This is a genomic window from Micromonospora noduli, assembly GCF_003264475.1.
In the GTDB taxonomy this organism is placed as follows: Bacteria; Actinomycetota; Actinomycetes; order Mycobacteriales; family Micromonosporaceae; genus Micromonospora; species Micromonospora noduli.
In genome coordinates, this window is the sequence record NZ_PYAC01000023.1 from 224493 (window position 1) to 251237 (window position 26745).

Genomic DNA, 26745 nt, shown 5'->3' on the forward strand with positions numbered 1-26745 from the left:
TCACTCCACCAGGTCGTCGGCGAGCAGGTCCATCAAGAGGCCGTCGTGCCAGCGGCCGTCCGCGCCGCGCTCGTAGCGGCGCAGCACCCCCACCGGGCGAAAACCGACCTTCGCGTACGCCCGGATGGCGGCGCTGTTCGCCGCGGCCGGGTCGATGGTGAAGCGGTGGTGGCCGTACTGGTCGATCAGGTGTCGGGCCAGGGTGCGGATGGCGTCACCGCCGAGGCCGGCGCCGCGCTCCGCCGGGTCGAGGAAGACGTCCAGGCTGGCGTGCCGGTAGTCCGGGTCCGCCTCGGCGTACCACTGGATCGCGCCGATCACCTGACCGTCGTGCTCGATCGCGTACACGTGCAGGTCGTCGTCGGCGAGGTCGGCGTGTACGGAGTCGGCCAGGTCGTCGCCGCCCCGCCACCACCGGCGTACCTCCGGGTCGGCCCGGATCGCGGCGAGGGCCGGCACGTCCGCGACCGTCGCCGGTCGTAGTGTCACCGCCCGCCCTCGCAGCACCGGCTCAGCCCCGGATCTCGCCGTGCTCGACGCAGACCGCCGACCAGCCCACCGGCAGCACCTGCACCTTCATCCGGCGACGGCAGTGGGGGCAGAACCGGGGCGGCTCCAACTGGCGGGCCGACACGCAGGCCGGGTGCGCGGTGGCCGTCGCCGACTCACCGCACCGGTCGCACCACAGCTCCGTCGTCGTCATGGTCGTCACAGCGTGGCGGAAAGCGCCTTGACCGGCATCTTCAACTCGTCCAGCAGCTCCAGGTCGGCCGTCGCCGGTCGACCCAGAGTGGTCAGATAGTTGCCGACGATCACCGCGTTGATGCCGCCGAGCAGACCATCACGGGTGCCGAGGTCGCCGAGGGTGATCTCGCGACCACCGGCGTACCGCAGGATGGTGCGCGGCATGGCCAGCCGGAACGCGGCGATGGCCCGCAGTGCGTCCTTGCCCTCCACCACCGGGCGGTCACCCAGCGGGGTGCCGGGGCGCGGGTTGAGGAAGTTGAGCGGCACCTCGTGCGGGTTCAGCTCGGCGAGCTGCGCGGCGAACTCGGCCCGCTGCTCGACGGTCTCACCGAGGCCGAGGATGCCACCGCAGCACACCTCCATGCCGGAGTCGCGCACCATCCGCAGCGTCTCCCAGCGCTCCTCCCACGAGTGCGTGGTGACCACGTTGGGGAAGTACGACCGGCAGGTCTCCAGATTGTGGTTGTAACGGTGCACGCCCATGTCGACCAGGTCGTCGACCTGCTCCTTGCTGAGCATGCCCAGCGACGCGGCGACCTGGATGTCGACCTCCGCCTTGATGGCGGCGACGCCCTCGCGCATCTGCTTCATCAGCCGGGCGTCCGGACCGCGGACCGCTGCGACGATGCAGAACTCGGTGGCCCCGGTAGCGGCGGTCTGCTTCGCCGCCTCGACCAGCGACGGGATGTCCAGCCAGACCGAACGCACCGGCGAGGTGAACAGGCCCGACTGCGAGCAGAAGTGGCAGTCTTCCGGGCAGCCGCCGGTCTTGAGCGAGACGATTCCCTCGACCTCGACCTCCGGGCCGCACCAGCGCATCCGCACGTCGTGAGCGAGCTGGAGGGCGGCGGGCAGGTGCTCGTCGGGCAGGTTCAGCACGGCGAGGACGCCGGCCTGATCGAGGCCGACACCGTCACCCAGGACCTGGGTCCGGGCCTGGTCGAGGATCTCTGGCATGGCTCGTACCCTACTAGGCCTGCGCCAAGGCTCCAGGCCGGCCAGGTGCTTTGAAACAGGCCTCAGGACCGCCCGATCAGCCGGGATGACCTGGCCGCCCGTCGGCGCCGTACACCGAGTGGAATCGTCGGGCCGGTGGCGGCGGGTGGTAATTTCGCCCGGCGGGTGTCGGGCTGACCGGCACGCACAGCGGGGGAGGGTGACGGTGGCGGACTGGCTGGCGGCGCTCGACCGCCGCGCGGAGCTGCGGGCGAAGGCCGGGCTCACCAGGCGACTGCATCCGCGTCCGGCCGACGATCAGATGACCGATCTGGCCGGCAACGACTACCTCGGCCTGGCCGCCCACCCGGACGTCATCGCGGCGGCCACGGCGGCCCTGTCGGCGTACGGGCTGGGGGCGACCGGGTCGCGTCTGGTCCGGGGCTCCACCGACGCGCACCGGGCGCTGGAGGAGGACCTGGCCCGCTGGCTGGGCACCGATGGTGCCCTGGTCTTCTCCTCCGGTTACCTGGCCAACCTCGGCGCGCTGCGGGCGCTCGTCCAACCTCGGACGCTGCTCGTCTCCGACGCGCACAACCACGCGTCGCTGATCGACGGCTGCCGCATCTCCGGCGCGGAGACGGTGGTCACCCCGCACGCCGACGTCGACGCGGTAGCCGCCGCGCTCGCGGCCGCTCCCGGCCGCCCGGCGGTGGTGGTGACCGAGTCGGTCTTCTCGGTCGATGGTGATCTCGCCCCGCTGGCTCGGCTGCACGCAGTGGCCCGCCGTCACGGCGCGCTGCTGCTGGTCGACGACGCCCACGCGCTGGGCCTGACCGGCCCGGCCGGCGCGGGCGCGGTGGCGGCCACCGGGCTGGCCGGCGAGCCGGACGTGGTGGTGACCGCCACCCTGTCCAAGGCGCTCGGTGGCGCGGGCGGCGTTGTCGCCGGCCCGGCCGAGTTCGTCAGGCATCTGGTCGAGACCGGGCGCACGTTCATCTTCGACACGGCACTGCCGCCGGCGGTTGCCGCGGGTGTGCACGCCGCGCTGCGGCTCGCCCAGGCCGGCGACGACCTGCGCGCCGAACTCTCCGACCGGGTGGGACTGGCGGTCGGTCGACTGCGGGCGGCCGGGCTGACCGTCTCCGCCCCGGACGCGGCGGTGATCTCGGTGACCGCCCCGGGGCCGGAGGCGGCGACCGCCTGGGCCGCGGACTGCCGGGACCGGGGCGTCGCGGTGGGCTGTTTCCGGCCACCATCCACCCCGGACAGCCGCTCCCGCCTGCGCCTCACAGTGAGCGCGGGGGTGCCCCGGGCGGCGTTCGAGCGGGCGCTGGACGTCATCGTGGACACCGCGCCGTGAGCGCGAGGAGCGAGCCGGGTTTGCGAGCCGCGCAGTCGCGAACCGAGGGGGCGTCGTGAGCGCGAGGAGTGAGCCGGGTTTGCGAGCCCCGCAGTCGCGAACCGAGGGGGCGTCGTGACCGGGTGGGCGGGGTCGGTGCTGGTCACCGGGACGGACACCGAGGTCGGCAAGACGGTGGTGACCGCGGCGATCGCGGCCGCCGCGCAGGCCGCCGGGCTGCGGGTGGCGGTGATCAAACCGGGTCAGACCGGTACGGCCGGCGGTGAGCCCGGCGACGTGGACGCGGTGAACAGGCTGGCTGCGCCGCTGACCGGCCGGACCCTGGCCAGCTACCCGGATCCGCTCGCCCCGTTGGCCGCCGCGCGGGTCGCGGACCTGCCTCCGCTGGAGTTGTACGCGGCGGTGGACGCCGTCCGTGCGGAGGCCGACAAGCACGACCTCGTGCTGATCGAGGGCGCGGGTGGGTTGCTGGTTCCGATGGGGCTGCGGCCGTCGGGGGAGCCGTGGACGATGGCCGACCTGGCGGTGTCGCTCGGTGCGCCCGCGGTGGTGGTCGCCCGCGCCGGGTTGGGCACGCTCAACCACACCGCGCTGACCCTGGAGGCGCTGGACCGTAGGGCGGTGCCGGCCGGTGTGGTGATCGGCGCCTGGCCGGCCCGGCCGGAGCTGGTGCACTGGACGAACCTCACCGACCTGGTGCCGAACCTGCTCGGCGCTCTGCCCGACGGCGCGGGCGCGATGGACCCGGGCGTGTTCCGGCGGTCCGCGCCGGGTTGGCTCACCCCGGCCCTGCACGGCGTGCTGGACGACTGGCGGGTCTGGGCCGAGGAGAGCGGCTGAACACCTGACTTTCGTCGGTGTCCGCGCAGGTCGGGCGTGGGTAGCCTGACCGCCGTGCGGATCCTCGACTTCCCGCCGCCGGCTTGGCTGCACCGGCGGCGTCGCCTGCTGCTGGACGTGCTGCTCTGGGCGGTGGTGGTCGCCCCGGTCGGCTACGCCGAGGCCAGCCCGCCCTATACGCGGTACACGTTGCCGCTGCTGGTCGGCAAGCTGCTGGTGCTGAGTGTGGCGGTGATGGCGAGTCGACGTCAGCCGTTGGTCGCCCTGGTGCTGGCGGTGCTCGGGTCGTTGGTCGATGGCAACTTCGTGTTCGCCATTCCGGTCTTCAGTTATCTCGCCGGGCGGCGCAGCGCCACAGTGGGTCCAGCGATCATGGTCTTCGTGCTGATCACGGCCGGTGGCACGGCGCTCAACCTGGGGCTGCTCGGCGCCGGCGCGGCCACCTGGTTCCTGCTCGCCTCGGTGCTGCTCTTCGCCGCCGTGTTCCCCTGGTTGGTCGGCCGGTACCGCCGCCAGCAGCAGGAGTTGACCGACGCCGGTCGCCGGCACGTCGACGCGCTGACCCGCGAGCAGCGAGGTGCCGCCGAGCGGATCCGGCTGCGTGAGCGGGCCCGGATCGCCGGGGAGATGCACGACTCGCTCGGTCACGACCTCAGCCTGATCGCGTTGCGCGCCGCCGCCCTGGAGGTCGCCGCGGACCTGGACGACCGGCACCGGGCCGCGGCGGGGGAGTTGCGGGCCAGCGTCTCCGCCGCCACCGAGCGACTGCACGAGATCATCGGGGTGCTCCGCGAGGAGGCTGGCGCGTCGCTGCGTCCGAGCGGGGAGACCGTGGCCGACCTGGTCGACGGCGCCCGGGAGGCCGGCATGGCGGTACGGCTGGACACCGCCCCGGTGGTCGCGGACCTACCGGCGATGACCGGGCACGCGGCGCACCGGATCGTCCGGGAGGCGCTGACCAACGCGGCCCGGTACGCGCCGGGCGCCCCGGTCGACGTGCGCCTCACCCGCGACGGTGACCGGGTCGAGGTGACAGTCGTCAACGACGCTCCGCCGGCCGGGCCGCTGCCCGCCCCGCCGTCGCAGGGCAGTGGGCTGCTCGCCCTCGCCGAGCGGGTCCGCCTCGCCGGCGGGACGCTCGACGCCGGCCACCGGGCCGACGGCGGGTTCGCGGTACGGGCGGTGTTGCCGGCCACCGCGGCGCCGCCCGAGCCGATCGGGTCGGCGGCCGAGGTCGGGCCGACGTCCTGGTCCGACGAGCGACAGGGTCCGGCGGAGCGGCCGGTGGACGCCGAGCGGCGGCTGCACGACGCCCGGCGGCGCGTTCGGCGCAGCCTGCTGGTGGCGCTCGTCGCCCCGGTCGGTTTCGCCCTGGTGCTCTCCTTCGTCTACTACCCGGTGGCGACCGCCGGGACGGTGCTGGACCGGGCCACCTTCGACCAGATGCGCGTCGGCGCGGCCCGGTCGGAGCTGGTCGGGCTGCCCCGGCGGCAGTTGGAACGCCCGACACCTGTCGACCGGGTCGGCTGCGAGTACTACACCGACGGCAACTTTCCCCTCGCCGCGCCGACCTGGCGGCTCTGCTTCACCGACGGCCGGCTGGTCAGCAAGGAGTGGATCGCGTAGTGGACACCGACACGACGGGGGCACCGCCGATCCGGGTGGTGCTGGCCGACGACGAGGCGATGATCCGGGCCGGTGTCCGGGCCATCCTCGCCAGCGATCCCGGCATCGAGGTGGTCGCCGAGGCCGGCGACGGGCACGCGGCGGTGGAGCTGGTCCGTGCCCACCGACCCCGGGTCGCGCTGCTGGACATCCGGATGCCGCGGCTGGACGGGTTGGCCGCCGCCGCCGAGATCCGCCGGGTCGTGCCGGACACCGCGACGATCATGCTGACCACCTTCGGCGAGGACGACCACGTGGCCCGGGCGCTCGGGCACGGTGCCAGCGGATTCCTGCTCAAGGCCGGCGACCCGCGTGAGCTGATCGCTGGTGTGCACGCCGTCGCCGACGGTGGGGCGTACCTGTCGCCGAGGGTGGCCCGCCGGGTGATCGAGCTGGGGGCCGACCGGCTGGCCCGTCGACCCGCGGCCCGGGAGCGGGCGGCCGGGCTGACCGAGCGGGAACGGGAGGTGCTTGCCCTGGTCGGGGCGGGCCTCTCCAACGCCGAGATCGCCCGCCGGCTGCACCTCGTGGAGGGCACCGTGAAGAGCTACCTGACCAGCATCTTCACCCGGCTGGACGTACGCAACCGGGTGCAGGCGGCGATCCTGGCGTACGAGGCGGGGTTGGTCGACGGCTGAGCGGGGGCCGGGGAGCCCTCGCTCAGCCGACATCGTCACGCGTCGCGGCGGCGCAGTGCGGCCCGGCCCAAGAGCAGCGCGGCGCCGGCCCACCCGGCGAGCAGGAGCAGCCCGACCAGGGGCGGGTACGGCTCGGTGTCGCCGGCCAGGAAGTGCCCGCCGGCCACGCCGGGGAACACGTCGGCGATCCGGTTCAGCACGTCGATGTCCGGCTCCTGAAGCGACAGCGGCACGATCATCAGGGTGGCGAGGAGGACGGTGAGCGTGAGCACCGCACTGCGCAACGCGGCACCGAGGCCCAGGGCGAGCACACCGATCAGCGCCAGGTAGGTCGCCACCGCCACGATGTCGCCGACCGTGTCGGCGGCCGGGGCGCTGCCCCACTCGCCGAGCACCGGTCGGGCGACCAGGGCGCCGACGCCGCCGAGCAGCAGCCCGAGCGCGAAGGTGACCGCCCCGGCGACCGCGGCCTTGGCCAGCAGTACGCGACCACGGGACGGGGTGCACTGCAACGTCGTGCGGATGGTGCCACTGGTGAACTCGGCGGTGATCGCGAGCAGGCCCAGCGCCAGCACCACGTACTGGGTCAGCTCTACCGAGTCGATGAGCACGCTGCCGACGGTGACGATCCCCCGGTCGTCGGTCGGGTCGTCGTTGGTGTTGTCGTTCGCCGCGTAGATGGCCAGCTGGCCGGCGCTGGCGGCCATCACCAGCAGCCCGGCCAGCGCCGTCCACCAGGTGCTCCGCACCGAGGAGAGCTTGGTCCACTCGGCGGCCACGGCGCCGTGACGGGTGCTGGTGCTGGTGCTGGTGTTGGTGCTCATCGCGCGCCACCTCCGGTCGGGCCACCGGCGTACTCGACGCTGTCGGCGGTCAGCTCCATGAACGCCTGCTCCAGCGACGCGGCGTGCGCGCTCAGCTCGTGCAGTCGTACCCCCAGTTCGTGAGCCAGGTCGCCGACCTGGTCGGCGGTGGCGCCGGTGACGGTCAGCTCGTTCCGGTCGGCCGCCTCGACGCTCGCCCCGGCGGCCGTGAGGCGCGCGGCGAGCGCGGCCAGCCCGTCCGGGTGCGGGCTGCGGACCCGGACCGCGACAGTGCTGCGCGCGATCACCTCGCCGATCGGCTCGTCGGCGAGCAGTCGCCCTCGGCCGATCACCACGAGCTGGTCGGCGGTGAGCTGCATCTCGCTCATCAGGTGGCTGGAGACGAAGATCGTCCGTCCCTCGTCGGCCAGCGAGCGCATCAGCTGCCGCACCCAGCGCACCCCGTCCGGGTCGAGTCCGTTCACCGGCTCGTCGAACATCAGCACCGGCGGGTCGCCGAGCAGCGCGCCGGCGATGCCGAGTCGTTGGCCCATGCCGAGCGAGAGCGTCCGTCCCGGCTTAGCGGCGGCCCGTCCGTCCAGCCCGACGGTGTCCAACACCTCGTCGACCCGGCGGGTCGGGATGCCGTTGCTGTGCGCCATGGCCCGCAGGTGCGCCCGGCCGGACCGGGCCGGGTGGATGGCCCGGGCGTCGAGCAGCGCGCCCACCTCGTGCAGCGGCCGGCGCAACTCCCGGTACGCGCGCCCGCCCACCAGGGCCTGCCCGGCGGTGGGACGGTCCAGCCCGAGGATCATCCGCATGGTGGTGGACTTGCCGGCGCCGTTCGGGCCGAGGAAGCCGGTGACCCGGCCGGGCGCGATGTCGACTGTCAACGCGTCGACAGCGACGGTCGACCCGAACCGTTTCGTCAACCCACGTAATGTGATCATGCGCTGACGCTAGGCGAGCGGCCTGCCATGCCGCCGCGCCCGAACGGCACCACCCACCCCTGACTTTCGTCAGGCCGGTGGCGGGCTGATCACCGTACGTACTGCTCCAGCAGCGCCGGGGTGAGCCCCGCCCGGTGGATCGCCTTCAACGCCGCGAGCAGGTCGTCCATCAGCGCCGGTCGGAAGTGCATCAGCAGCACGTCGCCGGGTTGGACCACCTTCTCCGGGGTCTGGTAGCGCACCTTTCCCTCGTGGACGGTCTCGGTCCAGTGGAAGACCGCCTTCGCGCCGCAGTCATGCGCGGCCTTCAGCGTGGTGCTGTCATGCTCACCGAACGGTGGCCGGAACAGGGTGGGCCGCTTGCCGAACAGCTCCTCCAACGTGTCGGCGGCACCGCAGATCTCCTGCTTCTGGTAGTCGTACGACCGGCCGGCCAGCGAGTTGTGCGTGATGGTGTGGTTCTCCACTACCCCGCCCACCGCCTCGATCTGCCGGAAGTAGTCGGTGTGCTCCGCCGCCGCCGGCGAGTTGAGGAACATCGTCACCGGGATGCGCGCCTCCCAGATGAAGTCGATCACTCCCGGCGGGCGGGCCAGCCCACCGTCGTCGATGGTGATGAAGGCGACCCTCTGGTCGGTCGGCAGGCGGTGCCAGAACGCCGCCGAACCGGTCGTGGGCAGCGCCACCGGTTGCGGCTGCGGCGCCTCGGGAAACGTCGGCACCTGGGACACGTACCAGGCCAGGCTCTTGAACGCGGGTTTCGCGGTCGGGGACGGTGAGGCCGAGGGGGGCGGCGCCGGTGCGGACGGAGTCGGCTGGGCCGCGGTGATCTGCCGAGCATGCGCCGGGTGGCTGGAACCGACTGTGCAGGCAGTCAACGCCAGCAGGGCCAGAAGCGTTACGACGGCAGGGATCCGACGGGTGGTGATGGCTGACACGCCCGGAAACATACCGAGCGGATGTCAGGATCCGGTCAGCCCGGTGACCTTGGGGGAGCGGCGGACCACGAACGCGTCCGGCATCCGGAAGGTGAGATTGTCCGGGCACCAGGGCGGACGGAGCACTGTCACCCCGTCCAGCAGCGGTGCGGCCTCGGCCACCACGACGGCCGCCTCCATCCGGGCCAGCACGTCCCCGACGCAGCGGTGCGCGCCCGCCCCGAACGCCAGGTGTCGGCGTGATCCACGCTGGCCCGGACGGAACTCGTCGGGCGACTCCACGACCGCCGGGTCCCGACCGGCGCGGCCCAGCCACAGCACGAGGCTGCTGCCCGCCGGCACCTGCGTGCCGCCCAGCGTGCTCTCCGTTGTCGCCACCCGCCGCCAGGTGACGATCGGTGGTTCCAGCCGCAACCCCTCCTCCACCACGTCGGCCACCGCGACCTCGCCGGTGCGCAGGCCGGCCCGGACCACGGGCTCGTTGGCCAGCCGGTGCAGTAGCAGGGTGAGGAACTGCGAGGTGGTCTCCTGCCCGGCGACCAACAGGAAGAAGAGCGCGCCGACCACCACGTCCGGCGGGTGCCCGGCCGCGCGCAGTTCGGCGGCCAAACCGCCACCGACGGCCGCGAAGTCACGCAGGACCCGGTGGAACCGACCCACCTCGGCGGCGAGCGCCACCTGCCGGTCGGCGTCCAGTGGTGCCCAGAACAACTCCAGCGCGGCGCGGGCGAACTCCTTGACCGCGCCGACCGGGGCGTCCGGCAACTCGACCAGCCGGGCCAGCACCAGCAGCGGCAGGTCGGCGGCGAGGTCCGCGTACAGGTCGACCGGTTCGCCGGCGTCGAGCGCGGCGCCGATCCGAGCGACCCGGTCCCGGACCAGCGCGGTGAGCCACTGCCGCTGCGCGGCCACCCGGGCGGGGTGCAACGCCTCCGCGACGATCGCCCGGATCTGCGGATGGCTGACGCCCGAGTTGTTCGCCAGGGTCGGCGGCAGCCGGAACCGGTGCCCGGCGAGCACCCGCAGCGCGGTCACCGGCATCGGTGTCACCGCGTCCAGCGCGTTGTCCGGCCGGTAGGTGACCGGGTCGGCGAGGACCTGGCGGACCAACGCGTGCCGGGTCACGACCAGGTGGGTGCCGCCGACGTGGTCCGGCACCCGGGCCACGTCCGGCCATGCGGGGTCGGCCACCTGCGCCCAGCTGCGGAACAGCACCCGGACACGCTAGCCGGAGGCCCCCGGCAGCCCGGCCCGCAGCCGCCAGACGGTGGTGCGCTTCACCCGCACACTCTCCAGCGCCTCCGGCACCGGCACGTCGTACCCGGCCACCTCGTCGAAGCGGTCCCGGGGCAGGAACGCCCGGCCGGGGTCACCGACCAGCGCCGGCGCGCCGGCCCGGGCGGCGCGCAGCAGGAACCGCAGCACCCGGCGGGCCATCGCCTCGCTGTAGAAGACGTCTCCGGCGAGCACCACCTCGGCGTCCCCGGCATCGCCGTCGAGGATGTCGCCGAACTCGGCGTCGACGCGTACCCCGTTGGCCTCGGCGTTGAGGGCGACCGCCGCCACCGCCAGCTCGTCCACCTCGACGGCCCGCACGGACGCCGCGCCGGCGCGGGCGGCGGCGATGGCCACCAGACCGGAGCCGGAGGCGAGGTCGAGCACCCGCCGGCCGGCGACCAGCTCCGGGTGGTCGGTGACGTGGCGGGCGAGGGCCTGCCCGCCGGCCCAGGCGAACGCCCAGAACGGCGGCGGCCGGTCGCTGGAGAACTCGCCCTCGGTCAGCTCCCACAGGCCGATCGGCTCGTCCGCCTGGTGCAGCCGCACCTCGGGAACGAAGGGGACCGGGGCCAGCCGCGCGTGCAGCCGGACGAACGTGCTGGAGAGCTCGGACACGGGCTGATTCTCCCAGCGGCCCGGCTCCCGGCGTGTCGCGGGGGAGTGGTGACCGGTTCACCACGGTCGGTGAAAACCCACCCCGTCCTTGCCGTCCGGTGCGAACACACCCGTCTGGTCGGCGCGGTGCCCCGCTTCTAGCGTTGCGGGGTGGAGGCAACCGAACGGAGGACGGCGGTGGTGACGGTGTGGCGGTATGCGCTGAGGGCAGGGGTGGTGCTGGCCTGTCTGAGCGGGGTGGAGCTGGCGGTGGCCGCCCCGGCACAGGCGGCCTTCACCACCGAGATGAGCGGCCTGCCGGGACGGTTCACGGCCGGTGATCAGGTGCGGACGATCTCCGCTGTGGTCTCGCAGACGGATCGGCGCGCCAGGTGCGCGAAGGTGCGCTGGTCGATGGTGCTCAGCGTGCAGGGCGGCCTCCGGCTCGACCAGGTGAAGATGGACCGGGTGGAGGAGACCGGCGACTTTCCGCTGGAGATCCGTACCGAAGGTGACGTGGCCCGGCTGACCGACCGGCAGCTCGACCCGGGCACGCTCTGCCCGGGCCGCACGGTCACGGCCCGCTACCGGGTGGCCTTCGCCGAGGACGTCACCCAGGGGCGGGTCACCCTCGCGGCCGAGGCGTACGACGCCAACCTGCGCCTGCTGGCCCGGCAGACCGCCACCCGCTCGGTGGTCGGGGTGGGCGGCGCTCCGACCAGTACGCCGAAGCCGACGGCGACCCCGCCGGAGCCCACCGAATCCGCGAGCGCGCCGGCCGAGGACGAGAGTACGGCGACGGAGGAGCCGGTCGCGGAGTACCCGGCCGAGGCCGTGCCACCGGCGGCCAACCGCCCGGTCTCGCAGTCCGGCGCGTTCGGCGTGGTGCAGGTCGCCTTCCTGCTCGGCGGGTTGCTGCTCTTCCTCGGGGTGGGGCTGCTGCTGAGGCTGCGGCACCTGACCCGGGCCGCGGCCGGGGAAGCCGACGGGGGCGAGGGCCCCCCGGTGGACCGGCGATGGGAGCGCCCGGAGGTCGCCGACCCCTGGCGCCGGGCGCACCGCTGATCGAGGGCAGTGGGGCCGGCGGATGTCCGCCGGCCCCACTGTGTCACTTCGAGAACGCCTGGAACTCGGCGATCCTGACCTGGCTGCGGGCCGGGCTGGCGGTCGCGCAGTCCGTCGTCGTGGCCGGGTCGTCGTCCTGCTCGCCCGCGTAGTGCGGGCCGCCGGTGCACTGGCTCGCCAGCACCTCGAGGCGCAGGTGGGTGGCGAGGGTGGTGGGTACCGCGAACGTCCGGAGGTTGATGTCGCGGCTGTACGCCCGGTACGCCCCGCCGGGGAACGCGTCCCCCGCGCTGGTGTAGATGCGCTGCCAACGCGTCGGATCCGCGCAGTCGGTGGTCGTCGCGTTGCAGGCGGACACCGCGAACGAGCGCAGGGCGGTGAGCGCGTTCTGGGCGCCGGTGTCGGCGTCACCGGTGATCGCCGGGCGCAGCATCGCGCTGACGTTCACCCGCTTGACCGTCTGCGGGGCGTCGCCCGGCAGCGCCACGGTGAGCTGCCGGCCGGCGACCCCGTCCAGGGAGGCCCAGTTCGTCGCCTCGGTGTCGTCGACGACCCGGTCCAGGTTGACCCCGTCGCCGGTGACTGTGGCGCCGGACGCGGTGGAGGCGAGGTTGCGGCTCATCCGCAGGTCGATGTACCCGTCCTGACCGGCCTTGGCGACCACGCTGAGCCGCTGGTGCCCGAACCCGGGGGCCACGGCGAGCAGGTCGTACGTGCCGGCCACCATCTCCACGGTGTCCGGGATCGGCGTCGCCGGGTCGGTGTCGGCCACCGGCACGGCCCGCGCCTCGTACGCCCCCACGTACACCCGGATCGGCGCTTCGGCGCTGTCCCCGCGCGGGCGCAGGGTGAGTGTCGCGTTGCCACCGCGCGGTGAGGCGAAACTCGGCGTCGGGTCGGTGTCGCCGGCACCGTTGGTGGCGGCGTCCCGGCCCATCCCGGAGCGCGCGAACTCGGCCCAGATCAGGTCCTGGTTCGCGCCGCCGAAGCGGAGCAGGTCGGCGGTGAGCATGTTGTCGCGCATGTCGAGCATGCTGACCTGGCTGGCGGCCTGGAGCAGGAACGAGTCGAAGACCAGCTGTGACCAGCGCCGGTTGCCCGGGCACTGATCTGCCGCGACCTTGCCCAGCGCGCAGTCGAGCTGCCGTTGCGGGGTGCCGAGGCCGTACCGCTTCACCAGGGCGGAGCGGACCCGGAAGTTGGTGGCGCCCCAGATCTCCCCGTCGGCGTGCACGGCCGGGCCGGCGGTGTTGTAGCCGATGTCGGAGTAGTTGAGCGGGCTGCGGCTCAGGTCGTAGTTGCGGATGCCGCTGACCAGGTTGCCCGTGACGTAGCCGCCGGTGATGAAGGGCGTCTCGCCAGGCGCGCGCAGCCCGTGCTGGAAGAGGTACTCGGCGGCGAGCAGGTCACCCCAGGACTCACCCATCGACCCGCCCTGGTGGCCGCTGATCCCGCTGTCCGGCCCGGCGATCATCCGGTTGGTGATCGCGTGGGTGTACTCGTGACCGATCACCGTCATGTCGTAGTCGCCGTCCACGCACGGCGGGTACGGCCCGCCGGCCTGTGGCTGCCAGAGATACATGTTGGTGGTCGGCGGCAGCCCGTCGCGCGGGGTGCCCTGGTTGGCGTTGTTCCGGTTGCCGCTCAGCGCGCCCTGCTGGGCGCGGCCCTGCTCGGCGTCACCGCCCAGGCCGGACGGGGTGAGGTTGACCGCCTGGAGGTTCCACGCCGACTCGGTGAAGCCCAGCTGGTACGACCAGTCGTGCATCCGGTTGTGCATGGCGAAGAGGTTGGCGATCGACGCGTCGGCGTCGTTGCGCTGTGCGGAGGTGAACACCCCCGGGTTGCAACGGGCCTGGTGCCACTGGTCGGTGAAGGGGTACTCGTAGCGGCGTTCCGGGCTGGTGGGGGCCGGCACGACCGGAGTGTTCGCACCCCAGGACAACACGGTGTTCGCCGAGTTGCCGCGCGAGGTGAAGGTCGGCGTGCCGGTGGCCGCGTCGACGTCCCACGGTTGGCCGGTGGCCGGGTCGCGGAAGGCGGCCTGGCAGCCGGGGGCCGGGTCACCGCACCAGCGCACCCGGGGATCCTGCCCGGGGCCGAGGTCGCGGGGCGGGGTGGCCGGGAAGACCGCCCAGCTCGGGTTGTCGGAGTCGAAGTCGACGAGGTCCTCGCGGACCAGCACCTGCCCGGTGCTGCCGTCCACGTAGCTGGTGAACGCGGCCGGGTGCTCGGTGTCCGCGCCGATCATGGTCACCTCGTAGGCGGCCCGCGGCCCGTCCAGCGGGGTGGGCACGGCCACCGACCGGATGGTGTGGCTGGCCACCGCGTCGGCGGTCAGCTTGGCGTCGGCGAGCGCGGCGGCGTACGCCTGCTCGGGGGTTCGGGTGGCCGGCGCCGGCGTGCCGGTGTTGCGGGCCAGCGAGGAGCTGACCGAGAGCACCGCGCCGTCGGCGACCGCGAGGGTGACGAGGCCGTCCGGCCCGGCGGGCAGGTCACCGAAGCGTTGCCGGAGGGTGACCACGGTGCCGCTGCCGATCGGTCGGACCAGCACCCGTTCCATGCTGGCCACCGTTGCGGCGTCCATGCCGAACAGGTCGTTGTTGGCGGCCAGGTAGGCGCGGGCGGCGGCCTCCGGGTCGGCGGGCAGCCCGGTGGCCAGCGGGGTGCGGCCGGGGCCGAGCGCCTGCGGGGTGCCGAGCCGGTTCCACCGGACGTCGGGGTCGACGGCGCGGGCCAGGCCGCGTTGGCGGGCGTCGGGTGCCGCCGTACCGGTGCGGTTGTCGGCGTCGGCGGGCGCGTGTCCCTCGGCGAACGGCCCGGACCGGCGCTCGGCGGACGCCGCGCCGCCGGTGGGGGCCGCGGTGCTCACGCCGGTGGGGAGCAGCGCGGCGACAGTGGCCGTCGTCGCCAGGATGGCGATGAGCCGGCGTCGACGCCGGCTCATCGGGGGTGACCACTCCGGTTGTGGCACGGGACCTCCTCGTGGGAGCGGGGATGGCCGGCGAGTCGCCGACCACAGATGCGCTGTGACGCATGCGCATCTGTGGATATCAGTCTCCCGAGGTCGCGGCAAGGTCCCGAGCCGCTGTCGCACGAACAGATCGAGATTTGGTCAGGCGCTCGGCGCCCAGTCGGGGTCGCGGCCGAACGCGGCCAGCAGGTGGTCCTGCTCGTCGGCGTCGTCGGGCACCTGTACGCCGGTGTGGACCAGGTTGTTGCGCCGGTAGGCGTCGATCTGGCCGGCGAACCACTGGGCGGCGGCGTGCACCGCGTCCGGGTCGAGCCGTGGCTGCGCGCCGATCGCCACCGCCACGTCCCAGCCGTGCACGAGGTGCTCGGCGAGGAGTTGCTGGAGGTACTCCATGGCCGGGGTGTCGCCGCTGGAGAGGTGCACTGTGCGATCGATAGTGCCGGGGTGGGTGGCGGCGACCTCGGCCTGCGCGGCGGCCTCCCGAGCCGTCGCGATCGGGTCGGGGCCGAGTTGGTCACCGTCGAGCCGGTCGCCGACCTCCTCGATGGTCCGGCCGGCGAGCAGCGGAACGCTCCACCGGTCCTCGGTCACCACGTGGTTGACGAGCGTGCGGACGTCCCAGTCCGAGCAGGGTGTCGGGTCGGACCACTGGCCGGGCTCGATCTGATCCACCCGGTCGATGAATTCGGCCAGGCTCCGGCGGTACGCCTCCAGGAGATCCATGCTGCCGATTGTTCCGGTCGACGGGGCGGACTGAGCCCGTTTTGCCCGGCCTGGTGTGGGGGATCGGTGCTGGCTGCTCAGCTCAGTCCAGGTCGGCCGGGTCCAGGCCGAGCTCTCGCGAGGTGACCAGCCGGACCCACTCGCCGAACTGGCGGCGGGAGATCACCCGGTCGTGCACGGCGAGTTGGACGGCGAGGCCGTCCATCACCGCGCTGATCCGCCAGGCGGCCCCGTCGGGGTCGGCGCACTGGAAGGTGCCGTCGGCCACCCCGGCGGTGATCACGGCGGCCAGGTCCTGCCGCCAGCGCAGGTCGAGTCGCCGGGAGACCTTCTCCAACTCGGGGGTACGCAGCGACTCGGACCAGCCGTCGATCCACATCGACCAGGAGGTCGCCCGCCCGGCCGGGGTGTAGAGCTTGAGGATCCGGCGGAGCTTGGTCAGCGGTGCGGCCGACGAGCGGGTCACCGCGTCGAGCCGGGCCAGATCCTGCTCGACCGCGTACGCGAAGGCCTGCGCGAGTAGCCGCTCCTTGGTGGCAAAGTGGTAGAAAACCAACGCCTGACTCACGCCCGCGGCATTCGCCACGTCCGCCGTCCGGGTGTTGGCCAGACCGCGCTCCACGATCACGTCGCAGGCGGTGCGCAGCAGGGCATCCAGGCGGATCTCGGCCGCACGTCTCGTCACGACCGTTACCGTAGCCCATCCGACTGAACACGAACAGTTACCACCGCGCGCCGATCCACGCGGTGACAGTCGGAAGCCGGACACTTCTTTCGGGTGTCGTCGGTCGTTCCACAGGGAGTGTTCGTCGAGGTCCGCTGCCCGGTGTCGAGTTCCGCAGACGTCAATGGTCGGGCATGCGACGCGATGATGACGATCATTGCCGAGGAATGTCGGAGTGTGACGGTCCGTGCTGGATCCAGAAACCGGATCAGCCCCCTAGGAAGCCTGCCGGGGGTGACTCCGCTCCAGCCCCGGCCGCCCGGGACGCGCCGAGGCGACCCCGAGTTGGCAGTCAAACACCCACTCGGCTAAAGTTCTCATCCGTCACCCGGGAACGTCCGGGGGCGTGCGGACGTAGCGCAGCTGGTAGCGCATCACCTTGCCAAGGTGAGGGTCGCGGGTTCGAATCCCGTCGTCCGCTCGGAGCTGCCGCCACGTATGACGGGGGCAACCTCGGTGGGGTGGCCGAGAGGCGAGGCAACGGCCTGCAAAGCCGTGTACGCGGGTTCAAATCCCGTCCCCACCTCGGCAACAAGCACGGGCGATTGGCGCAGTGGGAGCGCGCTTCCTTGACACGGAAGAGGTCACTGGTTCAAACCCAGTATCGCCCACCAGAGGAGAACGGCTCGTTACCGGAAGACCCGGTGACGAGCCGTTTCGCTTGTGGTGCCACGTCATCAGTCGACGCTGAGCCGGTAGCCGATGCCCCGCACGGTGTGCACGCGCAGGGCATCGTCGACGGCGTGCAGTTTGCGACGTAACCGCTTCACGGCCGAGTGCAGGACCGACGTGTCGCCGAGGAACGCGCAGCCCCAGACCGATTCGAAGAGCCTCTGGTACGTCCAGACTCCGACCGGTGCGGTGGCGAGTTGGGTGAGCAGGTTCCGCTCGAGCCGGGTCAGGGCCAGTGGTTCTCCGCGCCACGTCACCCGATGGTCGAGCGGGTCGATGGTGAGGTCACCGAGGCTGATCCGGCCGGCCAGGCCGACGGCTGGAGCGGCTGCGGCAGCGGCCGGAGCGGGGGCGGACGCGGTGGTGGGGGTGGGGAGCCGCGCCGGCCCGCTGATGACCGGCCCGGCGATCATCGCCTGCAACTCCGCGAGGTCGGTGCAGATCACCAGGGTGCCGAGTCCGTCCAGGCGCCGCACCATCCGCTCGCGCACCGACACGTCGGCGGTCACGCAGAACACGAGGGACACATCGTCGATCACTGTCGTACCTCCCCAGGCGCCAGTAAAAGACAACGCTGTCTGAACCCCGTAGTCAATGGTTTCCGGCGGGCGGCCACCCCGTGATCCACTCGGGCTCGCCGGGTCGGGCGATCGCTCTCAGAAGGTCAACAGGCGGAACTCGCCCACCGGCCGGAAGCCGAGGCCGCAGTAGACCGACTCGCCGACCGCCGACGAGGTGAGGGCGGCGGTGCGGACGCCCCGCTCGCCAGCCAGCTCGATAGCAGCCCTGGTCATGGCCGCGCCGATGCCCCTGCGGCGCTGCTCCGGCTGGGTGCCGACGAAGTAGAGGGTGACCAGATCGTGGCTGATCCAGGCGACGGCCGTCGCGACGATCCGGCCGTCATCGAGGCGGCCGGCCAGCCGGAGCACGGTGCCGTCGCCGGTGAACGCCTTCTCCCGTTCGATCGTCGCCGCCACACCGTCCGTCGGGATTCCGGACACCCGGGCATAGGCCGGGACGAACGTGGCGAGGTCGGTGGTCTCGGCGATCTGCACGCCGGCGGGAGTCGGCACCTCGGCCACCGCCCCGATCCCCACCGTCATGATCGGCATGCGGGCGACCTCCACCGTGCCGAGGGAGATCAGGCCGTCCGCGGTGCCGGCGTCGCTGTCCGGGCCGACCCACCAGATCCGGGGTACGCCGTGCAGGCGCTTCCGGGCCTCGGTGAGCGCGTCCTGTGGTGTGCGCCCGACCACCCGCAGCACGCCGTTGAGGGGTGCGTGCGGCACGTCACTGCGGTAGGTCGGGAGGTCCGGCCCCCCGGCGGCACCGATGTTCCAGCCGAGCAGGTACGCCCGGTGCGCGGCCAGCACCGTGTCGAGAGGCTCCATGATCTGGATCGTAACGCGGGGTCCGCCCGCCTCTCGGCCAGCGGAAACGGCTCGGATCGGTGCCTGTGACCGGCGGTACTTTGTCGATCGTTCCAGATAGCGGGTAGCGTTCAGCCATGGCCCGCACCCGTGAGTTCGACCTCGACGCCGCGGTCGACGCTGCCATGGACGTGTTCCGGAGCAAGGGCTACGAGGGGACCTCCATGCGGGACCTCTCCGAGGCGACCGGCCTGGGCAGCGGCTCGATCTACGCGGCGTTCGGCAGCAAGGACGGCCTCTACCTGGCGGTGCTCGACCTGTACCGGCAGCGCTACGCCACACCGATGGTCGATCTGCTGCGCTCGGGCAACGACGCGCGGGCGGTCATCCGTGAGGTGTTCATCGGCACGGTGGACGACATCACCGGCGACGGCCGGCACCTCTCCTGCCTCATCGTCGGGGCGTCGATGGAACGGGCGCACCAGGATGTGCGGGTCGCCGAGCGGCTTCGCTCGACCACCCAGTCTCTGGAGTTGGCGCTGTACGACCTGCTCGCCGAGGCGCAGTTGCGGGGTCAGATCACCACCGACCGCAGCGCCACCGACCTGGCCGGCTTCCTGGTCACCAGCCTTCAGGGTCTGCGGGTGATGGGTGCCATCAACCCGGACCGGGCGGCGCTGACGCGGTACGCCGAGGTCGCGCTCACCTGCCTGAACTGACCGCCGGACACGGCGGGCGGCCGGTTACCCGAATGAGGAGTCGAGCATGAGAGCGGTCGGACTGCTGCGCTACGGCGGGCCCGAGGTGCTGCGGGTGGTCGAGATTCCGACGCCGCACGCCGGCCCGGGCGAGGTCCGCATCCGGGTGCGCGCCGCGGCGGTCAACCCCGCGGACACGCTGATCCGCGCCGGTATGACGCCGGTGCGACTGCGCGGCAGCGACCCGCTGCTGCCCGGCCAGGACATCGCCGGCACGATCGACGAGGTGGGCTCCGGCACCAGTGGCGTACTCGCCCCGGGTGACCCGGTGATGGCCATGATCAACCCGACCCGGGCGGCCGGCGGCGGGTACGCCGAATGGGTAGTGCTCCCGGAGGCCTGGGTGGTGCCCGCTCCGGCGGGCGTGTCACTCGCCGAGGCGGCCACTCTGCCGTTGAACGGGTTGACCGCCCTGCACGCCCTGGACCAGTTGCGGCTGTCGCCCGGCAGTACCCTCGCGGTGACCGGCGCGGCCGGTGCCGTCGGCGGGTACGCGGTACAGCTCGCCAAGGCCGCCGGTCACCGGGTGTTTGCCGACGCGGCGCCGGGTGACGCCGACCTGGTCGCCGCGCTCGGCGCCGACGTGACGGTGACCCGAGGTCCGGGTGTCGCCGACCGCTTCCGGGAGCATGCCCCGGACGGGGTGGACGCCGCCGTCGACACCGCGTTGCTCGGTGGCGCGTTGCTGCCCGCGGTGCGCGAGGGTGGTGCCGTGGCGCTGCTGCGCGGCGGGCCCGATCCGGTGCTGCGCGCGCAGGCCGACCAGCGGAGGATCGACATGGTGTCCGCGTACGTGCACGAGTACGACGGGCGCCGCGACAAGCTCGACCTGCTTCGGCGGCTCGCCGAGGAGGGCGCGCTGACGTTGCGGGTCGCCGGCCGGTTCCCGCCGCAGGAGGCGGCCCGCGCGCATGAGCTCCTGGAAGCGGGAGGGGTACGCGGCCGGTTGATCATCGAGTTCTGATTCCGCCGCCGGCACCAACGGAGCATGGCGGTCCACTCACCGGCGGCAGTGCCTACCCGTCGTCTGCTGGGTCGCGGTGCGACGGGCCGGCCGCCTTCGACGAGACGGCCGGCCGGCCCGGAATCACGGTGGTCTGGCGGCTCCGCCAGCGGTGGAGCTGGCCCGGGTCACAGCGGCGGCGCGATGTCCCGCCGCTCCTCGACCTGGCGGTACTCCACCGGCTGCTCGGTGGTGGTGACGACCTGGCGGCGGCGACCCCAGATCAGCGTGGTCATGATCAGGCCGAGCACGCCGGCGCCCATCAGGATCCAGCCGACCACGTCGAGGTTGATGCCGCCGACGCTCGCGTCCAGTGCGAAGGTGAGGATCGCGCCGAGCGCGATCAGGAAGATGCTGGTGCCGATACCCACGACAGCCTCCTTAAGGGGGTGTGGTGCGCTGTCGAGCCCTTCAGTACCCCGGCCGGGACCAGCGCAACCGCGACCGGTCAGGGTGCCGTGCCAAGCGATCTTGGCATCGGGTAGAGTTCACCTGTCGCCGGCGCTTGCCGGGGACGTGCGGACGTAGCGCAGCTGGTAGCGCATCACCTTGCCAAGGTGAGGGTCGCGGGTTCGAATCCCGTCGTCCGCTCGCGATGTGCCCCACGGGGCCACCACGGGCGATTGGCGCAGTGGGAGCGCGCTTCCTTGACACGGAAGAGGTCACTGGTTCAAACCCAGTATCGCCCACCATCTACAAGCGGATCAGATGACCCGTTACCGGATATCCGGTAACGGGTCTCGCCGTTTCCGCTTCCCGCACGGGGAGACCATCGGTCACTCGCCGGCGCGGAGCACCTCGCTCAGCCGGTCGCGTCGCCGCAGCGCCGACTCGACAGGTACGACAGCGGCGGCCGTCGCCAGCAGCGCCACGCTCACCAGGCCCAGCAGCCACCACGGCAGGACCGCCGCCGGGTCGGCGGCCTGGCCGGTGAGCAGCCGCAGGTCGAGCGGGCCGAGCGTCAGACGTGCGAGCAGGGCCCCGAGTAGCGGGCCGTACACCGCGGTGACCACTACCGGCGGCAGCAGCTCTCCGGCGGCGACCCAGCGGGCGTCGCGTGGCCGCAGGCCGAGGGTCCGCAGCCGGGTCAGGGTCTGCCACCGCTGCGACGCACCGGCGGCCGCGGCGAGCGCGAGGCCGAGCAACCCCAGCGCCAGCAGCACCCCGGCGGCCGTCCACGCCAGCCGTACCAGCCCTGCCGTGAGCGGCGCCACCCGCTGCGCCCGCAGGACGTCCGCACGCAGCACGACGTCGGAGGCGACTCCGGTGTTCGACACGGCTCGCTCCGCGCCGGGGCCGGTCACCCAGACGGTGTTCGGAACGGCGGGCAGCCCGGCGTCGGCGAGGGCCGCGGCGTCCACGATGACGACGTTGTTGACGCCGCTGACGGAGGGAGCGGTACCGACGGCGGCGAGTCGGATCGCCGGGGCGTCTTCCCGAGGTAGCTGCAGTCGCGTGCCGGTGCGCAGATCGCCGTCACTCGAGCGGACCAGCGCTGGGACCTCCCCGGGGCCAGGACCCGGTGCCGTGAGCCGGGCCAACGCCGGCGCGTCGGGCAGCGGAGTGGTGGCCAGCAGGCGCCGGAACGCTGCGGTGTCCACGATGACCAGGCGTGGGGTGAGCAGCGTCGACTCGGTGAAGACGCGTGCGGAGTCGGTCACCTGCGCGACGACAACCTGCTCCACCCCTGGTGCGGCGGCGATGCGCTCGGCGAGTGCGGGCGTGGCGGCCTCGGCGTCGGCGCCGACGTCGAGGCGGGCGTCGGCACCGACGGTGCTCCACGCGCCGTCGCTCACACCCCGGGTGGCGGTGGCGCCGAGGATGAGCGCGAACGACGCGAGCGCCGTGGTGCTGACCAGAACCAGCAGCGGCAGCGCACGCCCGGCCGTTGTGGCCGCCTGGGCGGCACTGAACACGGCCAGCGGGCGGCGTGAGCGCAGGGCCTGTCGGAGCGCGAACCGCGCCCCGAGGGGCAGGAGCCGGAGCAGGACGAGCGCGCCGACGAGCGCGCCCAGAGCGAGGGCGCTGACCGGCAGGATGAGGTCGCCGGTCAGCTCACCGGTGGCGCTGTCGGAGGCGACGGGCAGGAGCCCGCGCTGGTGCAGTGTGACGAAGGCGGCGACCGCGGCGATCAGGACGGCGGCCTCCACTGCGGCGCGGCGCAACTGGCCGGTGGCCCGGATCCAGCGCCGAGCGGCCGGGTTGGCGGGTTGGCGCCGGTCCCGGCTGGCGCGGGCGGCGGCGAGGGTGCCGAACGCCGGCCCGGCGAGAGCGCCGGCCAGGACCACGGGAACGGCCCAGGTCCAGGAGACGCCCGGAGCGGCGGCGCGCGCGAGCGCGAGCCCGACGGCGGCGGCCGACAGGGACACCACTGTGGACTCGATGATCAGTTCCGCACCGAGGTCGGGTAGCGCCGCCCCACGCTGCCGGGCGGCGCTCAGCACCGGGGTGCGGCGGCGGACCAGCAGGTCAGCGGCGAGCAGCAGGACCAGCACCGTGGCGGTCAGTACCCCGGCGAGCAGGACGGCGGCCTGTGTGGAAGCGGCGTTGTTCCGTGCACGGGCGTCGCGCAACGCGATGTCGAGCTGCGATTCCCACTTCAGGGATTGCTCGCGGTCGCCTGACGAGCCGGAGGTCGCCTTGAGCTTGACCACCTGGCTGGCGAGCGCCGCGGTGCCGTCCCAGGTGAGCGTGTCGGGAACGGGTGCGAAGTGGACAGCGCGCCGTAGTTGATCCTCGTCGACGGCGAGCCGGGCGTCCGGTAACGACTCGCGCGACAGCAGGCCGGCGAACCGGGTGGTCCCCACGCCGTCGGCGCCGGGCACGGGGCGCAGGAGCGCCGGGGCGAGCCGCCAGGCTGGGTCGGCGCTGTCCGTGGGTCGGTAGATCCCGCTGACCCGGACGTCCTTGTCGCGCCCCTGGCCGTCCCGGACCGGGATTCGATCGCCGGGGCCGAGGTCGAGTGCGGCGGCGTCCACCTCGGAGAGGCCGACCTGCACCGGCCAGGGCGGTCCGTCGTAGGGGGTCTCGACGTACTCGTCGGAGACGGCGGGGCCGGGCGGGCTTCCGGCGACCCAGGTCACGTCCGGGCCGCCGAGGTCACCGGCCAGGTAGGTGAACTGGAAGGTACGCGGCACGCTGCCGTCGGTGATGGTGAGGATCGGGCCGTTGACAGCGGCGAGGGGCGGGAGTAGCGCGGCGTCCAGATCGGGCCCGAGCGCCGATGTCGCCCGGGCCCGGAAGTTGTCGAGGTCCTCGGCGAGGCTGGGCATCCTGACCCTCCCGCCGGTCGGCCCGTCGTCGCGTTCCCAGTTGGCGCGTACGAGGACGTTCGAGTCGTTGCCGGCTCGGCGGACCGTGTCCTGGACGGCCTTGTCGGCGGCGGCGCGGAGCAGCACCGGCGCGGCCCCGGCGAGCAGCGCGACGGCCGCGATGACGGCCGCGGTGAGCAGCAGCGGTCCGGCGTCGGCACGGCCACGGCCGCGGACGCTGGGCCAGTGCAGCGCCGGCCACCGGCGGGTCAGCCACCGGTTCACGGGGCCACCCGCAGGTGTGCGGCGTCGGCCCGGCGGACCTGGACGGTGACCACTACGGCGACCGCCAGCATGCATCCGGCCAGCAGTACGGCGAGAAGTGCGGCCTCGGCCGGCCACGGCCAGTGTGCCTCGGTGGCCGGGACGGGCGCGGCGCCGGTTTCGGAGCGCACGAGCAGGGGAGCGGCGACGCGGGTGACGAGCGCGCCGACGACGGCGCCCGCCGCGAGCAGGGGCAGCAGAACGGCGGCGTGCTGGCCGAGCAGCACGGCCCGGATGCCGCGCCGGGACATCCCCAGGCCGCGCAGCCGCGTCACCTCGACGGCGCGGACCTGGAGGTCACAGGTGACGTGCAGGACGACGCCGGCGAGCAGCAGCAGGGCCGCGGCCGGGACGATGAGGCGCAGCGCGGCCGGCAGCCCGGCGCGCAGCGGGCCGCTGGTGAGGCGGGCGGTCTCCGCCTCGCGGGTCGCGACGGTGCCCAGGTGCAGGGCGGTGGCCCGCTCGCCGGCGCCGGGGCCGGCTGGGTGGCCGACCCACCAGGCGTCGACCGGGAATGTCAGGTCGCCGGTGACGGCACGTGCGCGGGACAGCGTGTCCAGGTCGGCCAGGACGGCGACGGCGCCGGGGGCGGACGGTACGGCCGGCACGACCTCGGTGACGACGACCGGGACGGGCGTGATGCCGACAGTGACGCTGAGCCGGCTGCCGCTCTCGGCGCCGACCTCGCCGGCGAAGCGGGCGGAGACGGCCACGGGCACCGGGCCGGGGTCCGGGAAGGCGGTGGCGACGAGGGTCCGGGCGGCGTCCTCGGCGCCGCCGAGGTCGACGGTCGCGGCCATCCGCAGCGTGGTTCCCGTCGGGGTGGCGGACACCGTGACGGTCGGGTCGCTCAACCTGCTCGGGACGGGCGGCGCGGACGTGGCGGTCCAGTCCGATCCGTCAGTGGGTGTTTCCGCCGACCCGGCGGGCGGCACGGTGAGTGTGACGGCTACGGCGACGCGTCCGCCGACGGAGTCGGCGGTGACCGGCAGGGCGACCGCGACGAGGCGCAGCCCGTCAGCCGTCGCGCAGGCGGGCAGCCGAAACTGCTGGCCGTCGAGCGGTACGGCGGGACCGGTGCAGGACGTGCGGAGGCCGGTCGCGTCCTGCAGCATCAGCCGGGGCGTCACGGCGAGCGGGGTGTCGCCGGCGGTGGTCCCGGTCAGGACGAGCGGGGCGCCAGCCGGAACGGCGAGGCCGGTGACCCGGGTGCGTGGCGCCAGCGTGGCACCAACGTCCGCCCATCCGCTGTCGTTGTCCAGCCGCCCGCGCAGCAGCGCGTCCGCGCGGGTGGTGTCGACGGCGACCAGGCGCGGCGCGTCGCCGGCGCCGCCGAGCCATTGACCGACGGCGGTGCCACGGTTGAGGGCCGGACTCACGGCCCCCGCGGTGGCCGCGCTGACGATGGCACCGTCGCCGGCCACCGGCGCGGTGCTGAGGGTGAGTGCCAGGTCGGTGCCGACGGAGAGCGCAGCCTGGTCGCGCTGCGACTGGTGCCACGTGTCGTCGAAGGCGAGGCCGAAGGTTCCGGCCGCGCAGGCCAGCCCGACGAGCAGCCCGGCGGCGACCGCTTGTGGCCGGCGGGCGGCCTCGGAGACCGCCAGCGGAAGCGCCAGCCCGTGGGCGCGGTACGCCAGCCGGTCGGCGCCGCGAAGGGCGGGCAGTACCACCCGGAGAGCCAGGGCGGCGCCTGCCGTGAGCAGTAGCGTCGGCGCGAGCACCCGGACCGCGTCGGCGCGTGGGCTGGCGGCGGTGGGCTGGGCGTACAGCTGCCACCATCCGGCGGCGGCGAACACCGCGAGCATCAGGTCGCCGCCGGATCGGGCCAGCAGCTCGCGGCGGGTGCGCTGGTCGCCGGCTGCCGGGACGGGCCGGATCGCCAGGACGATGAGGACAGCGGCGAGCACCAGCGCGCCGCCGACGACCGCGAGGACCTGGGCACCGGCGATGGCCGGCCGGACGGTCAGGCCGGCGCCGTCCAGCGGTGGCAGGTGGGTCAGGCCGGCGTGCAGGGCAGACGAGGCCGGTATCGCGAGCGCGGCGGCGACGGCGGCGACGAGTCCGGCCTCGAGTGTCGCGGTGGCGGCGAGTTGGCCACGACTGGTGCCCAGGGCGGACCGCACGGCGGTCTCGTCGGCGCGGATGCCAGTGGTCAGCCGGCCGGCGAGGACGAGTGCCGTCGCGGCCAGGACACCGCCGAGGACGGCGACGGCGAGCACGACGGCGGCGGTGACGTGCCGTTGGTCGTCGGCGGCCCGCAGGGTCAGCGGCAGTTCGGAGGCGACACGTGCGAGCCGGACGCGGTCGCCGAGGGTGCCCGCCAGCCGGCCGTCGGCGCCGTCGACGGCTGCGGCCACGGTCTCCAGGTCGTGGCGTTTGCTCTGGGACAGGTCAGGATGGGCGGTGACCTCCAGCCGGTCGACTGTGGCACCGGTGGTGACCAGGTCGGCGAGGTCGACGAGGAACGGGCCGTAGGCGTTGACCGGCTGCTGGAAGCGGCCGTCCCGGTAGCCGGTGGCGGAGCCGGCCGCGGCCAGCGGGTCGCGGTCCCAGCCGCGCCCCGGCAGCGGGCGTACCACACCGACGACGACCACGTCGATGGCCGGGACGGGCGCGTGGGCCAGCTCGGCGCCGAGGCGTACGCGGTGACCGGGGGTGAGGCCGAGCAGTTGTGCGGTGGACTCCAGCAACACCGCGTCGCCAGGGTGCTGTGGCCAGCGCCCGGTGATCAGCTCGCTTCGGGTCGGCAGGTCGTCCAGCCCCGACAGGTACGCCTGAGCTCCGACGGTGGTGCCCTCGGCGAGTGCGGGCGGCAGCGCCCGCAGCACCGTCGACGCCCGCGCGGTTGTCGTCACCGGGAACGGTGCGAGCGTGGAGGCCACCACGGTGCGGGTGTCGGCGGCGACGGACGGCGTGTCCGGGCCCTCGACGGTACCGGTGTAGACGGTCACGTCGACGGCGGCGGGGGCGGCGCGGGCCATGGCGACCTCCAGCGCCCGCTCGGCGGTGCGGGTGGTCAGCAGGGTGCAGGTACCCAGCACTGACGCGCCGATCGTGACGACCCCGAGCAGGGCTGCCAGCAACGGCCACTGCGCGCGGGCGCGCCGGCTGACCAGCCTCATCGTCGCG

Annotated in this window: 23 protein-coding genes and 5 tRNA genes; 12 read left to right on the plus strand and 16 right to left on the minus strand. The window is 73.6% G+C overall.

The window, feature by feature from the left end; genetic code table 11:
* Genes MED15_RS23125 through bioB form a run of 3 tightly spaced genes read right to left on the minus strand, consistent with a single transcriptional unit; the run spans position 1 to position 1704 of the window.
* Positions 1-507: a GNAT family N-acetyltransferase gene (locus MED15_RS23125; protein ID WP_112733067.1), complete on the minus strand. Its 507-nt coding sequence runs from the start codon at positions 505-507 to the stop codon at positions 1-3.
* 4 nt (positions 508-511) lie between these two features.
* Entirely contained in the window at positions 512-703 is a 192-nt protein-coding gene (gene bsaP / locus MED15_RS23130) for a biotin synthase auxiliary protein BsaP (RefSeq protein ID WP_112733071.1), read from the minus strand.
* 5 nt (positions 704-708) lie between these two features.
* A complete protein-coding gene (bioB, locus tag MED15_RS23135; protein ID WP_112585025.1) occupies positions 709-1704 on the minus strand; it encodes a biotin synthase BioB in 996 nt (331 codons plus the stop codon).
* 205 nt (positions 1705-1909) lie between these two features.
* Between bioB and MED15_RS23140 the strand changes: the two genes are divergently transcribed.
* The 4 genes from MED15_RS23140 (at position 1910) to MED15_RS23155 (ending at position 6189) form a co-directional block, all read left to right on the plus strand.
* Positions 1910-3046, plus strand: a complete 1137-nt coding sequence (locus tag MED15_RS23140; RefSeq protein ID WP_112603891.1) for an 8-amino-7-oxononanoate synthase — start codon at positions 1910-1912, stop codon at positions 3044-3046.
* Positions 3047-3181: 135 nt separating this feature from the next.
* Positions 3182-3886, plus strand: a complete 705-nt coding sequence (bioD, locus tag MED15_RS23145; RefSeq protein WP_112585576.1) for a dethiobiotin synthase — start codon at positions 3182-3184, stop codon at positions 3884-3886.
* A 54-nt stretch (positions 3887-3940) separates the two neighbouring features.
* Positions 3941-5512, plus strand: a complete 1572-nt coding sequence (locus MED15_RS23150; RefSeq protein WP_244220546.1) for a sensor histidine kinase — start codon at positions 3941-3943, stop codon at positions 5510-5512.
* Complete coding sequence (locus MED15_RS23155) at positions 5512-6189, plus strand: response regulator transcription factor (RefSeq protein ID WP_112585029.1); 678 nt, start codon at positions 5512-5514, stop codon at positions 6187-6189. Before MED15_RS23150 ends, MED15_RS23155 begins: the two co-directional genes overlap by 1 nt.
* Positions 6190-6224: 35 nt before the next feature.
* Here the strand turns inward: MED15_RS23155 and MED15_RS23160 are convergent, their stop codons facing one another.
* The 5 genes from MED15_RS23160 to MED15_RS23180 form a co-directional block, all read right to left on the minus strand.
* Complete coding sequence (locus MED15_RS23160) at positions 6225-7013, minus strand: ABC transporter permease subunit (protein ID WP_112585031.1); 789 nt, start codon at positions 7011-7013, stop codon at positions 6225-6227.
* Positions 7010-7942 carry an ABC transporter ATP-binding protein gene (locus MED15_RS23165; protein ID WP_091400745.1) on the minus strand — a complete coding sequence of 311 codons (933 nt, stop codon included), beginning with the start codon at positions 7940-7942 and terminating at the stop codon, positions 7010-7012. The genes MED15_RS23160 and MED15_RS23165 overlap by 4 nt, the downstream gene beginning before the upstream one ends.
* Positions 7943-8031: 89 nt before the next feature.
* On the minus strand, positions 8032-8880 hold the full coding sequence (locus MED15_RS23170; RefSeq protein ID WP_244220547.1) for a polysaccharide deacetylase family protein: 849 nt from the start codon (positions 8878-8880) through the stop codon (positions 8032-8034).
* A gap of 24 nt (positions 8881-8904) precedes the next feature.
* Positions 8905-10095 (minus strand): cytochrome P450, encoded by a 1191-nt coding sequence (locus MED15_RS23175; RefSeq protein ID WP_112585037.1) that lies wholly within the window; start codon positions 10093-10095, stop codon positions 8905-8907.
* Between the two features lie 9 nt (positions 10096-10104).
* Positions 10105-10773 carry a class I SAM-dependent methyltransferase gene (locus MED15_RS23180; RefSeq protein ID WP_091400752.1) on the minus strand — a complete coding sequence of 223 codons (669 nt, stop codon included), beginning with the start codon at positions 10771-10773 and terminating at the stop codon, positions 10105-10107.
* Between the two features lie 150 nt (positions 10774-10923).
* On the opposite strand from MED15_RS23180, the gene MED15_RS23185 reads away from it, so the two are divergent.
* The gene (locus MED15_RS23185; protein WP_258398324.1) at positions 10924-11817 is read left to right on the plus strand and encodes a hypothetical protein; all 894 of its coding nucleotides are present in this window, start codon (positions 10924-10926) and stop codon (positions 11815-11817) included.
* Positions 11818-11860: 43 nt separating this feature from the next.
* Here the strand turns inward: MED15_RS23185 and MED15_RS23190 are convergent, their stop codons facing one another.
* The 3 genes from MED15_RS23190 to MED15_RS23200 form a co-directional block, all read right to left on the minus strand.
* Positions 11861-14791, minus strand: coding sequence for a M36 family metallopeptidase (locus tag MED15_RS23190; RefSeq protein WP_208646713.1), 2931 nt, complete (start codon positions 14789-14791; stop codon positions 11861-11863).
* Positions 14792-14932: 141 nt separating this feature from the next.
* Entirely contained in the window at positions 14933-15514 is a 582-nt protein-coding gene (locus tag MED15_RS23195; protein WP_112585040.1) for a TIGR03086 family metal-binding protein, read from the minus strand.
* Positions 15515-15596: 82 nt separating this feature from the next.
* Positions 15597-16199 carry a TetR/AcrR family transcriptional regulator gene (locus tag MED15_RS23200; protein ID WP_091400759.1) on the minus strand — a complete coding sequence of 201 codons (603 nt, stop codon included), beginning with the start codon at positions 16197-16199 and terminating at the stop codon, positions 15597-15599.
* Positions 16200-16586: 387 nt separating this feature from the next.
* Here MED15_RS23200 and MED15_RS23205 point away from each other — a divergent pair.
* The 3 genes from MED15_RS23205 to MED15_RS23215 all read left to right on the plus strand — a co-directional run bounded on the left by MED15_RS23205 (position 16587) and on the right by MED15_RS23215 (position 16852).
* Positions 16587-16659: transfer RNA gene (locus MED15_RS23205), tRNA-Gly, on the plus strand.
* 34 nt (positions 16660-16693) lie between these two features.
* Positions 16694-16764: transfer RNA gene (locus tag MED15_RS23210), tRNA-Cys, on the plus strand.
* Between the two features lie 13 nt (positions 16765-16777).
* Positions 16778-16852, plus strand: a tRNA-Val gene (locus tag MED15_RS23215).
* Positions 16853-16915: 63 nt separating this feature from the next.
* Here MED15_RS23215 and MED15_RS23220 read toward each other — a convergent pair.
* Complete coding sequence (locus tag MED15_RS23220; RefSeq protein WP_112737011.1) at positions 16916-17389, minus strand: winged helix-turn-helix domain-containing protein; 474 nt, start codon at positions 17387-17389, stop codon at positions 16916-16918.
* A gap of 177 nt (positions 17390-17566) precedes the next feature.
* Positions 17567-18301 carry a GNAT family N-acetyltransferase gene (locus MED15_RS23225; RefSeq protein ID WP_112736924.1) on the minus strand — a complete coding sequence of 245 codons (735 nt, stop codon included), beginning with the start codon at positions 18299-18301 and terminating at the stop codon, positions 17567-17569.
* 116 nt (positions 18302-18417) lie between these two features.
* Here MED15_RS23225 and MED15_RS23230 point away from each other — a divergent pair, with 116 nt between their 5' ends.
* Both MED15_RS23230 and MED15_RS23235 read left to right on the plus strand, forming a co-directional pair.
* The gene (locus tag MED15_RS23230; RefSeq protein ID WP_112585044.1) at positions 18418-18999 is read left to right on the plus strand and encodes a TetR/AcrR family transcriptional regulator; all 582 of its coding nucleotides are present in this window, start codon (positions 18418-18420) and stop codon (positions 18997-18999) included.
* A 46-nt stretch (positions 19000-19045) separates the two neighbouring features.
* The gene (locus MED15_RS23235; protein WP_112699425.1) at positions 19046-20002 is read left to right on the plus strand and encodes an NADP-dependent oxidoreductase; all 957 of its coding nucleotides are present in this window, start codon (positions 19046-19048) and stop codon (positions 20000-20002) included.
* A 167-nt stretch (positions 20003-20169) separates the two neighbouring features.
* Here MED15_RS23235 and MED15_RS23240 read toward each other — a convergent pair whose 3' ends face one another.
* Positions 20170-20412, minus strand: a complete 243-nt coding sequence (locus tag MED15_RS23240) for a DUF6458 family protein (protein ID WP_091400768.1) — start codon at positions 20410-20412, stop codon at positions 20170-20172.
* Between the two features lie 147 nt (positions 20413-20559).
* On the opposite strand from MED15_RS23240, the gene MED15_RS23245 reads away from it, so the two are divergent.
* Positions 20560-20632, plus strand: a tRNA-Gly gene (locus MED15_RS23245).
* Positions 20633-20658: 26 nt separating this feature from the next.
* Positions 20659-20733, plus strand: a tRNA-Val gene (locus tag MED15_RS23250).
* A gap of 84 nt (positions 20734-20817) precedes the next feature.
* On the opposite strand, the gene MED15_RS23255 is transcribed toward MED15_RS23250, so the two are convergent.
* Both MED15_RS23255 and MED15_RS23260 read right to left on the minus strand, forming a co-directional pair.
* The gene (locus tag MED15_RS23255) at positions 20818-23577 is read right to left on the minus strand and encodes an FtsX-like permease family protein (RefSeq protein WP_112736926.1); all 2760 of its coding nucleotides are present in this window, start codon (positions 23575-23577) and stop codon (positions 20818-20820) included.
* Complete coding sequence (locus MED15_RS23260; RefSeq protein ID WP_112736928.1) at positions 23574-26738, minus strand: permease; 3165 nt, start codon at positions 26736-26738, stop codon at positions 23574-23576. The genes MED15_RS23255 and MED15_RS23260 overlap by 4 nt, the downstream gene beginning before the upstream one ends.
* Positions 26739-26745: the final 7 nt, after the last annotated feature.